Source organism: Chryseobacterium sp. S90 (genome assembly GCF_047444895.1).
GTDB lineage: Bacteria > Bacteroidota > Bacteroidia > Flavobacteriales > Weeksellaceae > Chryseobacterium.
Map to the genome: position 1 here is coordinate 46,228 of NZ_JBLGCX010000002.1, position 19,734 is coordinate 65,961.

Annotated in this window: 20 protein-coding genes; 16 read left to right on the top strand and 4 right to left on the bottom strand. The window is 34.7% G+C overall.

What is annotated here, in order from left to right; translation table 11 throughout:
• Positions 1–2 precede the first annotated feature (2 nt).
• The 11 genes from ACLMCG_RS07950 to ACLMCG_RS08000 all read left to right on the top strand — a co-directional run bounded on the left by ACLMCG_RS07950 (position 3) and on the right by ACLMCG_RS08000 (position 10,071).
• Complete coding sequence (locus tag ACLMCG_RS07950) at positions 3–1,241, top strand: glycosyltransferase family 4 protein (protein ID WP_413961099.1); 1,239 nt, start codon at positions 3–5, stop codon at positions 1,239–1,241.
• A 33-nt stretch (positions 1,242–1,274) separates the two neighbouring features.
• Entirely contained in the window at positions 1,275–2,453 is a 1,179-nt protein-coding gene (locus tag ACLMCG_RS07955; protein ID WP_413961098.1) for an O-antigen ligase family protein, read from the top strand.
• Positions 2,454–2,504: 51 nt separating this feature from the next.
• On the top strand, positions 2,505–3,107 hold the full coding sequence (locus ACLMCG_RS07960; RefSeq protein WP_413961097.1) for a sugar transferase: 603 nt from the start codon (positions 2,505–2,507) through the stop codon (positions 3,105–3,107).
• A gap of 9 nt (positions 3,108–3,116) precedes the next feature.
• Entirely contained in the window at positions 3,117–3,710 is a 594-nt protein-coding gene (locus ACLMCG_RS07965; protein ID WP_413961096.1) for an acetyltransferase, read from the top strand.
• A gap of 20 nt (positions 3,711–3,730) precedes the next feature.
• Positions 3,731–4,867, top strand: a complete 1,137-nt coding sequence (locus ACLMCG_RS07970; protein WP_413961095.1) for an aminotransferase class I/II-fold pyridoxal phosphate-dependent enzyme — start codon at positions 3,731–3,733, stop codon at positions 4,865–4,867.
• A gap of 14 nt (positions 4,868–4,881) precedes the next feature.
• On the top strand, positions 4,882–5,451 hold the full coding sequence (locus tag ACLMCG_RS07975) for a sugar transferase (protein ID WP_413961094.1): 570 nt from the start codon (positions 4,882–4,884) through the stop codon (positions 5,449–5,451).
• A 15-nt stretch (positions 5,452–5,466) separates the two neighbouring features.
• A complete protein-coding gene (gene rfbC / locus ACLMCG_RS07980) occupies positions 5,467–6,012 on the top strand; it encodes a dTDP-4-dehydrorhamnose 3,5-epimerase (RefSeq protein ID WP_047420836.1) in 546 nt (181 codons plus the stop codon).
• 96 nt (positions 6,013–6,108) lie between these two features.
• On the top strand, positions 6,109–7,410 hold the full coding sequence (rimO, locus tag ACLMCG_RS07985) for a 30S ribosomal protein S12 methylthiotransferase RimO (protein WP_413961093.1): 1,302 nt from the start codon (positions 6,109–6,111) through the stop codon (positions 7,408–7,410).
• A gap of 441 nt (positions 7,411–7,851) precedes the next feature.
• Complete coding sequence (locus ACLMCG_RS07990) at positions 7,852–8,406, top strand: hypothetical protein (protein WP_413961092.1); 555 nt, start codon at positions 7,852–7,854, stop codon at positions 8,404–8,406.
• Between the two features lie 15 nt (positions 8,407–8,421).
• Positions 8,422–9,135: a hypothetical protein gene (locus ACLMCG_RS07995; RefSeq protein ID WP_413961091.1), complete on the top strand. Its 714-nt coding sequence runs from the start codon at positions 8,422–8,424 to the stop codon at positions 9,133–9,135.
• A 564-nt stretch (positions 9,136–9,699) separates the two neighbouring features.
• A complete protein-coding gene (locus ACLMCG_RS08000; RefSeq protein WP_034699143.1) occupies positions 9,700–10,071 on the top strand; it encodes a septal ring lytic transglycosylase RlpA family protein in 372 nt (123 codons plus the stop codon).
• A 70-nt stretch (positions 10,072–10,141) separates the two neighbouring features.
• Here ACLMCG_RS08000 and ACLMCG_RS08005 read toward each other — a convergent pair whose 3' ends face one another.
• From ACLMCG_RS08005 to ACLMCG_RS08020, 4 genes are all read right to left on the bottom strand, one after another.
• On the bottom strand, positions 10,142–10,906 hold the full coding sequence (locus ACLMCG_RS08005) for an exodeoxyribonuclease III (protein WP_413961090.1): 765 nt from the start codon (positions 10,904–10,906) through the stop codon (positions 10,142–10,144).
• Complete coding sequence (locus ACLMCG_RS08010; protein WP_413961089.1) at positions 10,906–11,196, bottom strand: YciI family protein; 291 nt, start codon at positions 11,194–11,196, stop codon at positions 10,906–10,908. Before ACLMCG_RS08010 ends, ACLMCG_RS08005 begins: the two co-directional genes overlap by 1 nt.
• Positions 11,197–11,296: 100 nt before the next feature.
• Positions 11,297–12,841: a bifunctional response regulator/alkaline phosphatase family protein gene (locus ACLMCG_RS08015; RefSeq protein WP_047378748.1), complete on the bottom strand. Its 1,545-nt coding sequence runs from the start codon at positions 12,839–12,841 to the stop codon at positions 11,297–11,299.
• Between the two features lie 132 nt (positions 12,842–12,973).
• Complete coding sequence (locus ACLMCG_RS08020) at positions 12,974–14,536, bottom strand: S41 family peptidase (RefSeq protein WP_413961088.1); 1,563 nt, start codon at positions 14,534–14,536, stop codon at positions 12,974–12,976.
• Between the two features lie 318 nt (positions 14,537–14,854).
• On the opposite strand from ACLMCG_RS08020, the gene ACLMCG_RS08025 reads away from it, so the two are divergent.
• The 5 genes from ACLMCG_RS08025 to ACLMCG_RS08045 all read left to right on the top strand — a co-directional run bounded on the left by ACLMCG_RS08025 (position 14,855) and on the right by ACLMCG_RS08045 (position 19,729).
• Positions 14,855–16,081 (top strand): HD domain-containing protein, encoded by a 1,227-nt coding sequence (locus tag ACLMCG_RS08025; RefSeq protein ID WP_413961127.1) that lies wholly within the window; start codon positions 14,855–14,857, stop codon positions 16,079–16,081.
• A gap of 71 nt (positions 16,082–16,152) precedes the next feature.
• The gene (lpxD, locus tag ACLMCG_RS08030) at positions 16,153–17,184 is read left to right on the top strand and encodes a UDP-3-O-(3-hydroxymyristoyl)glucosamine N-acyltransferase (protein WP_047420847.1); all 1,032 of its coding nucleotides are present in this window, start codon (positions 16,153–16,155) and stop codon (positions 17,182–17,184) included.
• Complete coding sequence (locus ACLMCG_RS08035) at positions 17,177–18,574, top strand: bifunctional UDP-3-O-[3-hydroxymyristoyl] N-acetylglucosamine deacetylase/3-hydroxyacyl-ACP dehydratase (protein WP_413961087.1); 1,398 nt, start codon at positions 17,177–17,179, stop codon at positions 18,572–18,574. Before lpxD ends, ACLMCG_RS08035 begins: the two co-directional genes overlap by 8 nt.
• Positions 18,575–19,369: an acyl-ACP--UDP-N-acetylglucosamine O-acyltransferase gene (gene lpxA / locus ACLMCG_RS08040; protein WP_047386961.1), complete on the top strand. Its 795-nt coding sequence runs from the start codon at positions 18,575–18,577 to the stop codon at positions 19,367–19,369.
• 24 nt (positions 19,370–19,393) lie between these two features.
• Positions 19,394–19,729: a hypothetical protein gene (locus ACLMCG_RS08045; RefSeq protein WP_223600081.1), complete on the top strand. Its 336-nt coding sequence runs from the start codon at positions 19,394–19,396 to the stop codon at positions 19,727–19,729.
• Positions 19,730–19,734: the final 5 nt, after the last annotated feature.

Sequence of the window (19,734 nt, forward strand, 5' to 3'; positions counted from 1 at the left end):
AAATGAAAAAAAATATCTGGCTGATTTCCAAATATGCCTCACCACCACAATATGCAAAAGTTCCGTCACGTTTGTTTTATTTGGCAAGAGAATTTAAAAGACAGGGGAATAATACCCTCATGATAACTTCAGATTCTAATCATTTTACCAATTGTCCTGAAACTGACAAAATTTATAATGATGAAGAACAGGATGGGGTAGCCATAAGATGGATTAAAACAAAAAAATATACTAGAACAGCATCTATAGACAGGATTTTATCATGGTTTGATTTTGAAAGAAAGCTGTTTTCTATGAAACTTTCCGGGATGACAAAACCTGATGTGGTTATTGTTTCATCACTTTCTATTTTTACTATTATTTATGGTTATTATCTGAAAAAGAAATTTGGCAGTTTTCTGGTTTTTGAAATCCGTGATATCTGGCCTTTAACGATGACAGAAGAGGCTGGTTTTTCTAAATCACATCCCCTTGTTTTACTGATAGGATTTATAGAAAAGTTTGGATACAAAAAGGCTGATCTGGTTGCGGGTACAATGCCAAGGCTGGATTTACATGTAGAAGAATTACTCGGATATAAAAAACCTTTCCATTGTTCACCATTAGGATTTGATCCTGAAAATTATTCTGAAGAATTCCTGAAAGAGAAAAATCCGTTTTTAGAGATAATACCATCAGGTAAAGTAATTGTTGGCTATGCCGGAAGTATGGGGGTTACCAATGCGTTGGAACCTTTTATTGAAACCATACAGATGATGAAGGAAGATCATAATATCCATTTTGTACTTGTTGGAAGTGGTGATCTCAGAGAATCTTACGAAGAACAGTTAAAAGATTGTTCCAATGTTACATTTTTACAAAGAATCCAGCAAAGTGAAGTTAAATATTTTCTTGAAGCTTGCGATATTCTGTACCTATCTACTAAAGATTCAAAAGTGTGGGACTACGGGCAATCTATGAATAAAGTGGTAGAATATATGTTGGCTGCAAAACCGATTATTGCTTCCTACACCGGTTATCCTTCTATGATAAATGAGGCGGATTGTGGTAAATTTATCAATAGCACATCTGCAGAAGATATCAAAAATGCAATCTTATATTATGCCAATATAAGCTCAGAAGAAAGAATTGCGATAGGTGATAAAGGCAGAAAATGGATTTTTGAAAACAGAACGTATCCGGTATTGGGGAAAAAATACATGGATGCTATTTTATTTCATTCCCTAAAGCAAAAGAAGTAGCTTTGCACTGGCTGAAATAAATAATAGGCTATTTTGAAAATTACTATTAATAATAATTTCATTGATAAACTATTCCTGTTGTCTGTTATGGTGGGAAATACTATCGCCATTTCTTTTGCAAAACCTTTGGGAATGGACCCCAGGAATTTTTCTATCCCCTATAGAATATTAATCATTCTATTTTCCTTATTGATCATCTATAGAGAAAGAAGAAATATTAATCTTAAAAATATTTCAATAATAAGCCTTGTAGGATTCTGGATTTTTTACATCATCAAGCTTATCTATTCATTTAATAATTATCCTTTTGATCAGGATGTACTATTATCAAAGAATGAAGATATTTTCAGAATTTTATTTATGGTACTTTTACCAAGTTTTGCATTATTATGTATTAATTACAATAAAGTAGATTTCAAGAGCATAACAAATTACTGCATCACTATTTTATGTGGTCTTCTCGTTGTCAACTATATATATGGTTTTATAAAATTAGATCATATTTTTAGTACATACTATATAATGTATGGACATATAGGTGCCTCATTGTTTATCATATCGTTATTTTTGCTTCTGTTTTGTAAAAAAGATTATAATTCATTTTTTTTATTTTTCTGTCTTTTTTTAGGTCTCTTCAATGTGATTCAGTCTATGGCAAGAAGTCCGTTATTAGCTGTTTTTGTGTGTTCTTTTTACATGGTTCTTTTAAAAGGAAATAAAAAATATCTGTTATATATAATTACATTGGTTTTGTTATTCATAGGTTTGGTTATTTTACATGAATATTATGGAAATGAGCAAATAACAAGCTTTAACAGAATATATAAATGGGTTGCACATGGAGATACATCAGGAAGAGGACCTTTATACAGCAGAGCTATTGAAATCTTTAATTCAAATCGCTTTTTAGGTGGAAGGATTTTATATGAAGATGGAGTTCATCCGCATAATATCTTTTTAGAACTTTTAATGGCTACGGGTATTTTAGGGTTAATTATTTATTTCCTAAAGTTTTTACCTGTTTTAAAAAATGCTGCCTTATTTTGGAAAATTCAAAAGGGAAGTATATACTATAAACTGATTTTTGCGTTATTTTTGCAATACTTTACCTTAGTACAGACTTCCTGCAATCTTTTCAATATACCGGAATTTTTGTACTTTAGCTCAATAATTATAGGTATTGGTTATACAGTAAAAACACAGGAAATTTAAAAAAAATATTTACAAAAAGTATATGATGATTGATACACTTAATTTCTAAAAATGTACAAAAATTATTTAAAGAGGATTTTCGACTTTGTAGTTGCTCTCATAGGAATTACCTTTCTGCTTCCAATTTTTCTTATCGTAATGATTGGATTGTTTATTTCCAACAATGGTAAACCCTTTTTCTTTCAAAAGAGGCCTGGTAGAAACGGTAAGATTTTTAAAATTATAAAGTTTAAAACAATGAATGATAAAAAGGATTCTAACGGAAACCTTTTATCAGATGCAGAAAGACTAACAGCAATTGGATCTTTCGTCCGTAAAACATCTTTGGATGAAATTCCACAATTAATCAATGTTTTGAAGGGAGATATGTCACTTATTGGACCAAGACCTCTTTTGGTTCAGTATTTACCTCTATATAATGAACATCAGGCCAGAAGACATGACGTGAGACCCGGAATCACAGGTTGGGCACAGGTGAATGGTAGAAATGCAATATCATGGAATCAAAAATTTGATTACGATGTATGGTATGTAGAAAATATATCATTGATGTTAGATGTGAAAATCTTCTTTTTAACAGCTAAGAAAGTTTTTATAAGAGAAGGAGTTTCTGCTGATGGACATGTAACCATAGAACCCTTTCAGGGAAATTAATTGATCGTTATGTATTTATTTGGAGCAAGTGGACACGGAAAAGTAATTGCAGATATTGCAATGGCTAATGACATAAAGATTAAGGCATTCATAGATCAGGATATCACTAAAAATGAATGCTATGGCTTTCCTGTATTAAATAATTTACCTGAAGATAAGGAAAAACTGATTATTTCAATCGGAAATAATTCTACTCGTAAAAAAATATCAGAACAAATTAAAAATGAGATAGGCATCTTAATACACCCAAAATCTATAATTTCAGGGTCTGTAAAGATTGAACCGGGAACAGTAGTAATGGGTGGCGTAGTGATCAATGCTGATACCAGTATAGGTAAGCACTGCATCATCAATACCAATGCCTCTGTAGATCATGATTGTGTGGTTGAAGACTTTGTTCATATCTCACCCAATTCGGCACTTGCAGGAGGAGTGAAAATTGGAGAAGGTTCTCAGATCGGAATCGGTGCTTCGGTAATACAAGGAATTAAAATAGGAAAATGGTGTGTAATAGGTGCCGGAGCGGTAATTATTAATGACATCCCTGACTATTCAGTTGTAGTGGGAAATCCCGGTAGAATTATTAAGAAGAATATTATATAAACAAATTACAAATCAAAAATATGAATACTAAAATCTGGTTGTCCTCACCCCATATGGGAGGTAACGAACAAAAATATATCAACGAAGCATTTGAAGAAAACTGGGTAGCACCATTGGGACCTAATGTTGACGGACTTGAAAAAGATCTGGAGCAGTTTTTGGGTGAAAATGCAAAAGTTGCCGTTCTTTCTGCTGGTACTGCAGCACTGCACCTTGCACTTATTGAATGCGGAGTACAGCATGGTGATGAGGTTATTTGCCAGTCAATGACTTTCTCAGCATCAGCTAATCCTATCGCTTACTGTGGAGGAACTCCTGTTTTTGTAGACAGCGAACCTGATACCTGGAATATGTGTCCGAAAGCTTTAAGAGAAGCCGTTGAAGACAGAATTCAAAAAGGAACAAAACCTAAAGCTATTATTGTAGTTCATTTGTATGGTATGCCAGCAAAAATGGATGAAATTACAGCTATTGCTCAGGAATTCCAGATTCCTGTTATAGAAGATGCTGCAGAAGCGCTTGGTTCTACTTATAAAGGACAGGCTTGTGGAACATTCGGACGTTTTGGAGTATTAAGTTTTAACGGAAACAAAATTATTACCACATCAGGGGGAGGAGCTTTGGTTTGCCACACTCAGGAAGATAAAGATAAAACGGTTTTCCTTTCTACCCAGGCAAGAGATAATGCACCTCACTATCAGCATTCACATATTGGTTTCAACTATAGAATGAGCAATATTGTTGCAGGCATAGGAAGAGGGCAGATGGAAGTCCTTAAAGACAGAGTGGAAGCCCGTAGAGCAATGCATGATTTCTATTTTGATATCTTCAAAAATATTGAAGGAGTGACAGTATTCTCTGAGCCTGGAAATGATTTTTATTCAAACCACTGGTTATCTGCCATTATTGTTGATCCGCAGGTTACAGGAAAAAACAGAGAAGGCTTAAGACTTGCATTTTTAGAAGATAATATAGAATCAAGACCGCTTTGGAAGCCGATGCACCTACAGCCGGTTTTTGAATCTTCTCCTTATTACGGAGGAAAAATTTCCGAGAATCTTTTTGATAACGGACTGTGTCTTCCGTCAGGATCAAATTTGTCAGATGATGACAGAGAAAGAATAGCAACTGTAATCCGTAATTACTTCGGAGCTTAATATCATTGGATTTAATGAATCAGTACAAATATTGGAAAGTGGTTTTTGATTTTATCTTAGCGGTAATATTGACCCTCTTTCTTATGCCGGTACTGATTATTTTATTTGTGGTTGCTAGTCTCGATACCTCATCAAATGGAATTTTTTTTCAGACCCGGATAGGACAGTATGGAAAACCATTTACCATATTTAAATTTAAAACAATTCATGATAAAAAGAGAGTATGCTCCAGAATTGGGCAGACACTCAGGAAATTTAAATTTGATGAATTTCCCCAGTTGTTTAATATTTTAAAAGGTGATATGAGTTTTGTAGGCCCCAGACCGGATATTGAAGGCTATTACGATAAACTTGCAGGAGCAGATAGAAAAGTTCTGGACTTAAAACCAGGATTAACCTGTGAAGCAAGTATTAAATACAGTGATGAAGAAAATCTTCTGAACAGCCAGAAGAATCCGTTGGAGTATAATGATGAAATATTATTTCCGAACAAAGTAAAAATGAATCTTGATTATTATGAAAATATGTCTTTCAAAAATGATACAAAGATTTTATTTAAAACAATAATAACCATATTGAAATAGAGTTTTTTTACTATTATGAAAATTAAAGAAACCCCGCTTAAAGATTGCTATATCATAGAGCCTACCATATTTGAAGATGAAAGAGGCTACTTCTTTGAAAAGTTCAACGAAAAAAAATTCGAAGAACTGACAGGAATGAACGGCCACTTTGTACAGGATAATATTTCCAGATCATCTTATGGTGTACTAAGAGGACTACATCTCCAGAAAGGCGAGCACGCACAGGCAAAACTGGTATCATGTTTAGAAGGCAGTGTATGGGACGTTGCCGTAGATCTTAGAGAAGATTCTCCTACCTTCGGAAAATGGTTCGGAATAGAGCTTACCGCAGAAAACAAACTACAGCTTTATGTACCGAGAGGTTTTGGACACGGGTTTGCTGTATTAAGTACCCACGCTGTATTTTCCTATAAATGCGATAACTTTTATAACAAAGAATCAGAAGGCAGCGTAAAGTTTAATGATCCGGATCTTGATATCGATTGGAAAGTGGATGAAAAAGATGCCATACTTTCGGAAAAAGACCAGAACGCCCCTGGATTTAAAGACAAAAACTTTTAAAATATATCCCTGAAAACCACTTTTATAAAGTGGTTTTTATTTTTTAATTCTTAACTCTTCAATATTTTGTATCTTTGCAGACTCAAAATCAAAACGATGCGTACAAAATCTGTAGGGAAGAAGAAAATCAATGTAGTCACTCTTGGGTGTTCCAAGAATGTATATGATTCTGAAGTATTAATGAGCCAGCTGAAAGCTAATGGCAAAGAAGTGGTTCATGAAGACCGTGGTGACATTGTTGTAATCAATACCTGCGGATTTATTGATAATGCTAAAGAAGAATCTATTAATACTATCCTTGATTATGTTGAGGCTAAAAATAGAGGAGAGGTTGAAAAAGTATTCGTTACAGGATGTTTATCAGAAAGATACAAGCCGGATTTGGTAAAAGAAATCCCGGATGTAGACCAGTATTTCGGAACAAGAGACCTTCCGATGCTCCTGAAACATCTTGGAGCAGATTATAAACACGAACTGGTAGGAGAAAGGCTTACAACAACTCCAAAGCATTATGCTTACCTTAAAATTTCAGAAGGTTGTGACAGACCATGTTCTTTCTGTGCGATCCCATTGATGAGAGGAGGGCATATGTCAACCCCTATTGAAAAACTGGTTTTAGAAGCTCAGAAACTGGCGAAAAAAGGAACAAAAGAATTAATTCTTATTGCACAGGATCTTACTTACTATGGTCTTGATCTTTACAAAAAAAGAGCGTTAGGAGATCTTTTAAAAGAATTGGTGAAAGTAGAAGGAGTAGAATGGATTCGTCTTCATTATGCTTTTCCAAGCGGTTTCCCTGAAGATGTTCTTGATATTATCCGTGAAGAACCTAAAGTTTGTAATTATATAGATATTCCTCTTCAGCATATCAACTCAGATTTGTTGAAATCAATGAAAAGAGGAACTACCCATGAGAAAACAGATGCTCTTTTAGGAAAGTTCAGAGAAAAAGTCCCGGATATGGCGATCAGAACAACGCTTATCGTTGGATATCCTGGTGAAACAGAAGAAAGATTCCAGGAACTTAAAGACTGGGTAAGAGAGCAGAAATTTGAAAGGTTGGGATGCTTTACTTATTCTCATGAAGAGAATACTACGGCTTATGTATTGGAAGATGATATTCCACAGGAAGTAAAAGAAGCGAGAGTAGAGGAAATCATGGAACTGCAGTCTCAGATTTCGTGGGAAAAGAACCAGGAAAAAGTAGGTAAAATATTCAGATGTATTTTTGACCGTAAAGAAGGGAACTATTTTATCGGAAGAACAGAGTATGATTCACCAGATGTGGACAATACAGTTTTAGTTTCTGCCGAAGATACTTATATCTCTATAGGTGAATTTGCAGAGGTTAAAATTACTTCAGCCGAAGAGTTTGACTTATACGGAGAATTAGTCTAGCTAAATGCTTACTAATCAGTTTAAAATAAGATTTATAAAATGGAGTTATTAACGAAAATTAACATAGAATTTTCTCGGTAGCTAATTTTTATTTTATTGATAATCAATTCGTTAATATTTTACATAATTAAGATTTTTCAAATTTCTTTTATAAAGTATATAAATTCAAAAATTATGTCTTAAATTTGCGCAATAAGCAATATTTTTAAATAATATGCTTTCAATAAGTTAATCATTAAAATGAAGCTGAAATTAATTAAGATAGTATTTTAATATGGCAGTTTCAATATGATATTCACAAGTTGGGATGCATCTTCCATTTTGGAAATATTGATGAAAAAAAATGTAATTAAAAATCTTTAAAAACTTATGAAAAAATTTTTATTAACAGCAATTATGCTTGTTGGCCTTTCGGCCGTTTCTAAGGCTCAGCAGGGGCGAGTGGGGATTAACACAACCACACCTGCCGCAACGCTAGACGTAGTAGCTAATACTACTGACAACACTAGACCTGATGCCTTATTAGTCCCTCGCTTGACAAGAGCTCAATTATTAGCTAAAGATGCGGCTTATACTGCAGCTCAAAACGGAGCGCTTGCTTTCGTTACGACGATTGACGGTACAGCAACTCCTAAAACTACAAACGTTACAGCAGTAGGTTTCTACTACTATGACGGGCAGACTACGAACACCTGGATTACTGTAGGTGGTGGAACTCCTGCTCCTGCTGGTATGACAGTAAGAGCGCAAACAGCTTCTACGATCTCTGATACAGATTTGAATAATGCAGTTCTAGTTACATCAAATGTTACTTTTAACTTAGCTACGTTAACGAAAACCAACGGTAAAACTATTACATTTATAGATGCAACCAATGGTGCTTTTTTTAGTGTAACAGGAGTTCACAGTACAGCTTCAACGACACCTCTTCAATCTGGTGGATCGCTGTCTTATATTTGTGATGGAACAAATTGGTATAGCTATAACTCATTCTAATAACAAAACACAATTATGAAAGTATATTTAACATCAGCATTGTTTGCCATTGTTGCGGCATCAAGCACGTTTTTCGCACAATTAAGATCAAACGGTACTGTGAGTGCTACGGTAGCTACACAGTCTGTATTTTTAGATGCTTCTGCAAATGGATTTACAACATCAAATAGTAATGGTAAAGGATTAGCATTTCCTAGAACAAATTTAACTACGTTTACTTTTGTTACGCCAGTGACTAGTGCTCTAAACTTCCCTACTGCATATGATGGGATGATTGTTTATAACTCTACTGCGGGTACTACTCCTGCTACAGGATCAGGTATCGGAGGACAAACTGTAGGTGTAGGCTTTTACTATTTTAGCAATCCTACTCCAACACCGGCATTTTCTTCTGCTTCAGGACAATGGTTACCATTAGGTTCTTCTGGGAAAGAAAATATTCTTACAACTGAAACAGTTACAAACAGACAAGTAAACAACGCTCAGATATATGGTGTAAAAGGAACTTTTGCAGCGAGTGGAACTTCTACTTCGGTGACAATTCCTGCTCCTACTGGAATAACTTCACTTTATGGAATCACAATCTATAAAGCAGGTACAAATACTGTATATTCCAGAGAATTATATTCTTATGATACATCTACTGGAGCTGCAGTTACAGGATCACCAAGTATTTCTGTAGTGTATCCTAATGGTACATACGATTATGTATTAGAATATTTAAAATAAGACATTAATTTAATTACATATAAAAACCAATGAGAAATCATTGGTTTTTTACTTTTAAGAGGATTTCGTTCATTTATTTTTTCGGGTTATACATCATCACTTATTCATTTTTTTGGATGGCTAAAGTGGATTTGGGGTTAATAATAGATCAGTCTATAAATTTTAACAAAATAAAAGGTGTTAAAAAATAGTTCTGGTGCCTCTCTTTATATAAGCAGATGTTGTCTGTCAGAAAGTTTTTCCGGAGTGCGGTTCTTAAGACTTTAAATTTTTTAAGATTGATTTTCTGAGTTTATTTTAACTTTATCAATTTTGTAATTTATTGATTATCAGTTGTTTTAAAAAGTGTAAAATTTAAATTATGCACGAATTAGTTAATTATGTTAACTTTTTAGTTATTTTTTTAACACTTTTTAACACTGTAGTCTAAAACCCCTGTTCATAGGAGGTTACAACGATGCTTAACATTTATTTAATGTTTTGTTAACGGTTTTTAACATATCGAATAGTGTTTTATAAAGATTCCTGATACTTTTGTCCCGTCAAAACCAATAAAAGTTCAAAATGATGAAAAGATTCATTCTCGTAATCATAATGATGATTTCAACCTTAGGTGTTTATTCTTTTACGAGTAATGCCTTAGATGCGAAAAAAACAAGTTATGCATCGTACTACCACGATAAATTTAACGGTAGAAAAACTGCTAGCGGAGAAATCTTTGATAACTCAAAGTTTACTGCAGCAAACAGAACGCTTCCATTTGGAACAAACGTTAAGGTTACTAACCTTAAAAATGGTAAAGAGGTAATAGTGAGAATTAATGACAGAGGGCCTTACCATTCATCAAGATCTTTAGATATGTCTAAAGCTGCGTTCGATGAGATTGGAGATATCAGTCATGGTACAATTCCGGTCGAATATGAAATTGTCGATTAATTTTATGATTTAAATTAAAAAAAAGCCAGCTGAATCAGCTGGCTTTTTGTATGCGGTAATATCCTGTTGATTATACATCCAATTCCAATAAGGCAGGACAATGGTCAGAATGTACGGCTTCCTTTAAAATAACAGCCCTTGAGAGCTTGTCCTTTAAACTGTAAGAAGTAAAGTTATAATCCAGTCTCCATCCTTTGTTTCTGGCTCTTGAATTTTGTCTGTAGCTCCACCACGTATAATTGTCCGGATCTTGATTGAAAAACCTGAAACTGTCTATCAGCTCACATTCATTAATGAAATTCGTCATCCACTCTCTTTCCATTGGAAGGAAACCGGAAACATTTTTTAAACCGATTGGATTGTGAATATCGATTGCTTCATGACAAATATTAAAATCACCGGAGATAATCAGGTTGGGAATTTCTTTCTTTAAATTTTTGATATATTCCAGGAAGTCATGGCAGAACTGCATTTTAAAATCAAGCCTCTCGATATTAGATGCAGAAGGAACGTACACGGAAATAGCTGAATATCCGTCAAAATCTGCACGGATGATTCTCCCTTCATTATCATAGCTTTCGATACCGCAGCCATACTCTACATGATTGGGTTTGATTTTTGAGGCGATTCCGACCCCGCTATAGCCTTTTCTTACTGCTGAGTGCCAATAACTGTGATAACCTAATTTTTCGAGGCTTTCGATGTCTATCTGATCGTTTCCGGCCTTACTCTCCTGAATACAGATAATATCCGGATCAGCAGTCTTTAGCCAGCCCAGGAAATCTTTCGTAAAAGCGGCTCTGATTCCATTGACGTTGTATGTAATTAATCTCATTAGTCTTCTATAAAAAGTTTAAAATTTTCATTGTATTTCGAAGGGATAAATTCCGTGATATCATAATCCGCTACCTGATGAATATAAAAAGGATCTTCAGAAATAATCTGCTCAACTTCATTTTTAGATTCTGCATTGGCCATGATGATCCCTCCCGTTCTGGGTTCTTTTCTACCCGAAGCAATAAACTGTCCGGATTCATAATGCTTATTAAGGAAAATATTATGCTGGGGAATAAGAAGCTCTACATTTTCAATAGAACTCTTATAGGTAAGCGAAATAATAAACATGATTTATTTTTTACGAAGATATGAACTATAAAAAAGAAGCGGAAAAAATCATTTGATTTTTTCCGCTTTAAACCCAAAATTAAATAAACTATGAAAAAAACTACTTGGGTTCTAAAATGCTGATAGGAATGATACACTCTTCCAGTGAAATTCCTCCATGCTGGTAGGTTTCTTTATAGTAATTAACGAAATGATTGTAATTCTTAGGATAAGCCAGGAATATATTGTTTTTAGCAAAAATATATTTCGAGCTTAAGTTTCCTTTTGGAAGGAAAAGTTTTTCAGGATTGGTAATCGCCCATACATCACTGTCATCATACGTTAAGCTTTTACCTGTTTTATATCTGATATTAGTAGAAGTTTCTCTGTCTCCCACCACTTTACTTGGCTTTTTAACATATACCGTTCCGTGGTCTGTAGTGATAACCAGTTTATAGCCGTTTTCTGCTGCTGTTTTTATAATCTTCAGTAAAGAAGAGTTTTCAAACCAGTTGAAGGTAAGGGAACGGAAGGTTTTATCATCACGGATCAGTTGATCTACAATGTGGTTGTCTGTTTTCGCGTGAGAAAGAATATCAATAAAGTTGTATACAATGACCAGTAAATCATTGTTTTTATGCTGGTTAAAATCATCATAGATTTTTCTTTCAAAATCGGCATTCAGTACCTTCAGATACTTCATAGATTTTGAACCCAAACCTATTCTCTTCATTTGATCTTCCAGGAAATCACGCTCAAATTCATTTTTGTTTCCCTCTTCATTATCATTAAACCATTTATCAGGGAAACGTTTTTCAATTTCGGATGGCATTAATCCAGCAAAGAAAGAGTTTCTCGCATACTGTGTAGCCGTAGGAAGGATACTGTAGTAATAATCTTCCGAAATCTTATTGTAATATTTTGTAAATAAAGGTTCAATCACTTTCCACTGGTCGTAACGAAGATTGTCTACCATCAGCAAAAGAACTTTTTCTTTTTCAACCTCAGGTTTTACTTTCTCCTTGAAAAGGGTGTGGCTCATAAGAGGTTTGTCTGAGTCAACAAGCCAGTCTGTGTAGTTTTTTTCAATAAACTTGGCAAACTGAATATTAGCTTCCTCTTTCTGAGACTGCAGAAGGTCTGCAAATTCATTATCCGCTACCTTGTCAAATTTGATCTCCCAGCTAAGGATTTTTTTATAATATTCCGCCCATTCCTGATAGGTTCTCAGGTATGACAATTCCATAGAAAGGTTTCTGAATTCCTGCTGGTACTGCAAAATAGTTTTTTGCTCAACAAGATTATCTTCCTGAAGGTTTTTCTTTAGGGAAAGTAATATCTGGTTAGGATTTACAGGCTTCAATATATAATCGGCAATCTGAGATCCGATAGCCTCTTCCATAATGTGTTCTTCTTCGCTTTTGGTAACCATCACAATCTTTAAGGAGTTGTCTTTTTCCTTAATCATAGGAATAGCTTCCAGTCCGGAGATACCCGGCATATTTTCATCAATTAATGTTAAAGCAAATTTCTCTGAATCCATAAGTTCCAAAGCCTCATTCACATTATTAACAGGGGTTACCTGGTAGCCCTTCTTTTCTAAAAACACAATATGAGGTTTAAGTAAATCTATTTCATCATCAATCCATAATATCTTTTCTGACATAATTTATTTTTTACATGGTTATTCTATCAAAATGTTGACCAAATCCTTCTAAATTCTCACAAAATAGAAAGATTAAAAGTTAAATATTAGTTAAATGAAAATACCGTTTGATATTTCACATTTTTGTTTCATTTAATCCGTGTTTTCTATATATTCCAAAGCCCTTTCCAGAACTTCATCTTTTCCGTTTTTAAGCCCTTCCACAGTCGGTTTTACAAGAATATCGGGAGTAATGCCTATTCTCTGCGTTTCTCTTCCGTCAGGATAATAAGCACCAAGCCCTGTAAACCGGGTGTCAAGACCGGCAATTTTAAACATAATCACATCTCCGTTGGCTCCTGAAGTATTGCTTCCGATAATTTTGGCGTTCGGATGCTGCTTGAACATCATTGTGGTGGTCTCTGCCTGGCTTTGGGTATTCTCATCTACTAAAACGATTACATTCCCTTTATAGTATTCAGGGTTTTTTCTGCCGGTAACATTTTTTCTGCTGTAAAATTTACCAGGATAATTGGAATCAGGAAAAGTAAACTGATAATAAACGGACGGTACAGGAAGCAAAAGATAGCTTAAAGGGATGATCGTTTGCTTTGGATAATTTCTAAGATCAAAGATAATAGATTTTGAAGATTTTAAACTGTTGTACATTTCATTCAGATCATCTTTTTCTATAATACCCATATTGACATAGCCGATTTTCTTTTCCTTATCTATAAACTTCCATTTTCGAGGAGCTTTATTTTTTTCATGAATAATATCTTTTGCAAAATACGTTCTGGTTTTGATTTTCAGATTTTGTCCTTCTCTCTCAATTTTTACAGAAATAGAATCGTTATTGCTAAAGAGAAGTTTGCTTTTTGCTTTGTTGAATTTCCCCCAGGAATTGGAGGCTGGAATATATTTTCCAAAGCTGTTGACGATTTGCGGTATCGTTTTCCCTTCAATATCATAAATGACATCTCCTACATGAAGCGGGCTTTTATCCCTGAATTTTGTTGCATTGATTTTTGTAATCACAAGTTTTCCTTCTGCATAAGAATAATCTACAGGCACACTTCGGATTCCGTATTGATGAAGCTGAATTTCCTTTGACGAAAGATAGGCATGGGAATCATCTGTTTTGGTAACCAGTTCTGCCAATGTTAAATGATAACTTTTATCAGTATCAATCATAAGAAATTTGGGAATCATTTCTGTAAGAACATCATTCCAGTTCTGATCAGTTTCATACTTATAAGGAAAAAAATACTCTACATAATTCCAGTATCTGAATAGCTCCAGTAAGCTGATCTTTCCTGAGGTGAATTTTGAACCGTAAGATTTTTCATTTCTGAAATATATTTTCCTTCCGCCTTTCCCAAAGTAATGATTGTTTCCCAGATTTCTGTTGTTTTCTATATAATGAAGCTTTTGAGAAAGATCTCTGGAGAAAATTTGACGGTTATCTATCCAGCTCAGGTCAAAATTTTTAAGAAAATATACTTTATTATCCTTTACTGAGCATTCTTTGCAGGGTGCAACTTCTCCAAGACTTTTGATCCAGTCAACATAAAAATTATTCAACACCTCTTTGTCATTAATAGATTCAAGCTCATCAATCTTTTGAAAAAGCTGTTGATCCCAGTTCAGATTTCCTTTTGCTACATGAGGATGGTAATATTTTAAAAATCCCCATATTCTGCAAAGGGATTCCAACTTTTGTGTTTCAGTTATAATTTGTGCGGAAAAATTTAAACTTAAAAGTAATAAAAGGAAAAGAGAATACTTTCTCATTAAGGGTTATCGTGCTTTCTCTCAAAGGTAGTCCTTTGCCATAACAACTGCAAAAGGTTTTCAAAAAAATATTGAATTAAAAATAAAAATGAGCCGGAGAGATTTTTAATGATATTAAGAAGATGGTTATTTGTGAAAAATATGAATAATATCAGTTTTTAAACTCTATTTTTTAATAGTAATTTAATAAAAGCCTAAACTTTAAAATGCCTAACTTTGTTTACTAATATTGACGTTTCAATGCAGAATAAGCTAAAAATCATCAACGATCCTGTTCATGGATTTATCAAAATTCCCCACGAAATTTTATTTGATATCATTGAGCATCCTTACTTTCAAAGGTTAAGAAGAATCGGGCAGACCGGGCTTTTAAACCTGATATTTCCAGGTGCTACTCATACAAGATTTCACCATGCTCTGGGAGCAATGCACCTGATGTTTACTGCATTGGAAACATTAAAGCAGAAAGGGGTTAAGATTTCTGAAGAAGAGGAAAAAGGAGCGATGCTGGCTATCCTGATGCATGATATTGGTCATGGTCCGTTTTCTCATGCGCTGGAAAGTATGCTGATGGATGACTGGCATCATGAAAACCTTTCTTTGCTCCTGATGAACAAGCTGAATGAGGAGTTTGACGGTCAGTTATCAATGGCTATCGAAATGTTTCAGGGAAAATATCACAGGAAATTTTTCAACCAACTGATCTCATCCCAGCTGGATGTAGACCGTTTGGATTACCTTAAAAGGGACAGTTTTTTTACCGGTGTATCGGAAGGGAATATTAATACCCAGAGAATTATTTCCATGATGAATGTTTGTGAGGAAGGTGAACTGGTAATTGATGCAAAAGGAATTTATTCTATTGAAAATTTTCTTACAGCCAGAATGTTTATGTACTGGCAGGTATATTATCATAAAACGTCAGCTTTAGCAGAATTTCTCTTGGTTAAGATTCTTGAAAGAGCTAAATATCTTATTTCTCAGGGAGCAGAGCTTCCCGCAACGGATAATCTGAAGTATTTTCTATACCGCGAAAAGAGTGCTGCAACGGATGAAGATATAGAGCGATTTACCAGCCTTGATGATAATGATGTGATCCAGGCGATGAAAGAATGGCAGAATGCAGACGATTTTGTGCTGTCCTATTGGTGTAAATGCGTAATTCAAAGAAATTTACCTAAAACAATTATTTCATCACATCCATTCAGTCAGGAAATAATTGATGAAAAAGTAAGAAATACCAATGAATTTTTCAAAATTGACAATGGAAAAAAATTGGTTCATGAAATAAAAAGAAAACTTTTGCCCTATCATGCGGAGAAGCAGCCCATCTATTTACTGCATAAAAATGGTAAGAGAACAAGGCTTCATGAGTCAGAAGATCAGCTTTTATCAGGGTTAATTGTAAATAAGACAACCCGCTATATCCTTATGTTTCCAAGAGATATCTCAAAGGTAGACTCTTAAATAATATTAAAATTTACGATCTGAAACCAAAAAATGTTTGCAAATTCTAGAATTTCTTATCTTTGCAGAATATGGAATTTACAGCTTCGCAAATTGCAAGTTTTATTGACGGAAAAATAATAGGTGACGAGAATGCACTTATTACAGGGGTTTCACCAATTGAAAATGGGGAATCAGGACATCTTTCTTTTATAGCACAAGATAGATTTTCTCATTTCTTGGATACCTCACGATGCTCTGTTATCATCATTTCGGAAAAACTTCTGGAGAAAAATAGTTATAACCCTACCTTAATCGTTGTAAAAGATGCTTATCTTTCTTTTCAGATCCTGATGAATTTATATCAGGAAATGCAGGGAAGAAAAGAAGGTATTGAAAATGGTTCTTCCATTCACGATACGGCTGTCATAGGAGATAAAGCCTATATCGGAGCATTTACATATGTTTCCGAGAAAGCTAAAATTGGGGAAGGGGCACAGATCTATCCACATGTATATATAGGAAAGGGAGTGAAAATTGGTAAAAACTGCAAAATAGACAGTGGGGCCAGAATTTACGACTATTGTATTATTGGGGATAACTGTGTAATTCATTCCAATACGGTAATTGGAGGTGACGGTTTTGGTTTCCAGCCAACTGCCGAAGGTTTCAAAAAAATACCACAGCTTGGAAATGTAATTATTGAAGACGATGTTGAGATCGGCTCCAACTGTAGTATAGACAGAGCGACAATAGGCTCTACCATTATAGGAAAAGGAACTAAAATTGATAACCTGATTCAGATTGCTCACAATGTGAAAATAGGTCAGAACAATGTAATTGCAGCACAAGCAGGAATTGCAGGTTCTACTACAATTGGTGACTGGAACCAGATTGGGGGACAGGTAGGTGTTGTAGGACATATCAAAATAGGAAATCAGGTGAAGATTCAGGCTCAGAGTGGTGTGAATTCCAGCGTTAATGATAGAGAAACCCTGTATGGCTCACCAGCCATCAGTTATAATGACTATTTGAGGAGTTATGTTCATTTCAGGAATCTTCCTGGAATAGTAAATAGAATAAATAATCTTGAGAATAACTCAAAAGATAATACTAATGAGTGATATGCAAAAAACACTTCAGCAAGAGGTAACTCTTTCTGGAATTGGCCTTCATACGGGTAGAGAAGTAAAACTTACCATTAAACCTGCTAAAGAAAATACAGGTTTTGTATTTGTAAGAACCGACTTAGAGGGACATCCTCAGGTAGAAGCAGATGTAAATTATGTTGTAGCAACAGAAAGAGGAACTACATTAGAAAAATTAGGAGTAAAAATTACCACATGCGAACACCTTTTGGCAGCTCTTGTAGGTTGTGATATTGATAACGCAATCTTAGAAATGGATGCCTCTGAACCACCTATTCTTGATGGATCTTCAAAATACTTTGTTGAAGCTATTGAAAGCGTTGGTGTTGTAGAACAGGGTGTAGCAAGAGAATATCTGGTTGTAAAAGAAGTTCTTACCTACAGTGATCCGGCTACCGGTTCGGAAATCACAATCATTCCTTCAGATACTTACGAAGTAACAACAATGGTTGATTTTGGGACTAAAGTATTAGGTACTCAGAACGCCACTCTTAAAAATATTTCAGAATTTAAAGACGAAATCTCATCAGCAAGAACGTTCAGCTTCCTGCATGAATTGGAAATGCTTTTAGATCACGGTTTGATCAAAGGTGGAGATATTTCCAATGCCATTGTATATGTAGATAAAGATCTGACTCCTGAAACTACAGAAAAACTAAAGAAAGCCTTTGGAAAAGATAATGTATCGATCAGACCAAACGGTATTCTTGATAATCTTAATTTAAACTATCCTAACGAAGCTGCGAGACACAAATTATTAGATGTAATTGGTGATCTTGCTCTGGCAGGGGTGAAAATAAAAGGTAAAGTTATTGCCAACAAACCGGGACACTATGTGAATACCCAGTTTGCGAAAAAACTGAACCGCCAGTGGAAATTGCAGAAAAAGAAAAACGTTCCGGATTTTGACCTGACAAAAGAACCGGTATTCGATATCAACGGAATTATGAAGCTTATGCCTCACAGACCCCCGTTCTTATTGATCGACAAAGTTCTTGAACTTTCAGACTCTCATGTTGTTGGTTTGAAAAACGTGACGATGAACGAACCATTCTTCGTGGGGCACTTCCCTAAAGAACCTGTAATGCCTGGAGTACTTCAGGTAGAAGCATTAGCACAGACAGGAGGAATCCTGGTACTGGCCAGCGTTCCGGATCCTGAGAACTATTCTACTTATTTCATCAAAATTGATAAGGTGAAATTCAAAAGAAAAGTAATTCCCGGAGATACCCTTATATTCAAAATTGAATTGATAGAGCCTATCAGAAGAGGAATTGTTCATATGCAGGGGTATGGATATGTAGGAGATACAGTAGCAGTAGAAGCAGAGCTTATGGCTCAAGTTGCAAAAAATAAAGTTGATTAAATGATTCATCAATTAGCAGCCGTAGATAAACGCGCGAAAATCAGCAAAAATGTAATCGTAGAACCATTTACTACAATTGCAGGGGACGTGGAAATTGGAGAAGGAACATGGATTGGTCCTAATGTTACCATTATGGAAGGGGCAAGAATCGGAAAAGACTGTAAAATCTTTCCCGGAACTGTAATCTCTGCAATCCCTCAGGACTTGAAGTTCGATGGTGAAGACACACAAACCATTATTGGAGATAATACTACTTTAAGAGAATGTGTAACCATCAATAGAGGAACCAAAGCATTAGGATATACAAAAGTAGGAAGTCACTGCCTGATTATGGCAACCTCACACGTTGCCCATGACTGTATTATAGGAGATAATGTAATTATTGCAAATGGCTGCGGTATTGCAGGACATGTTGAAATTGGTGACTTTACCGTAATGGGAGGTTTATCAGCTGTTCAGCAGTTTGGCAAAATCGGGAAACATACGATGATTTCAGGAGGATCTTTAATTAGAAAAGATATTCCGCCTTACGTAAAAGTTGCAAGAGATCCAATTTCTTATGCAGGGATCAATTCTGTTGGGTTAAGAAGAAGAGGCTTTTCTAATGAGAAAATCTTTGAAATTCAAAAAATCTACAGAGCTATTTTCCAGATGAAGATGAATGTTTCTCAAGCGTTAGCATATATTGAAAAAGAAATGCTTCCAACGGCTGAAAGAGATGAAATTCTACAATTTATTCAAAACTCACCTAGAGGTATCGTAAAAGGATATGGTACCGGAAAGGATAGAGATTAATTTAATTATAAATACTATCAGACAATGAAAAGTTTAATCGTACTTATTGCGCTTTCTGCAACTTCTTTTTTGTTTGGACAGCAAACAGAAAAGTCTGCAACAGGTAAAAAAGAAAAACCTTTTACCATAGAAAGAAAACTTTCCGGAGAGTCTAATGATAGTATTGCCAAGAATAATTTAAATGGTATTCTGAAACAGAAAAGTACCGGAAGTTCAATATTAGGAACAACCGATCAGTATAAAACTGATATTCAGATGAATGTAAACAGATTGAATAACAATGTGAATATGTTCAATAATAATACATTTAACAGAATGATGCCTCAAGGACAAGGTATCGAAATTAAAAAAAGAAAATAAATATT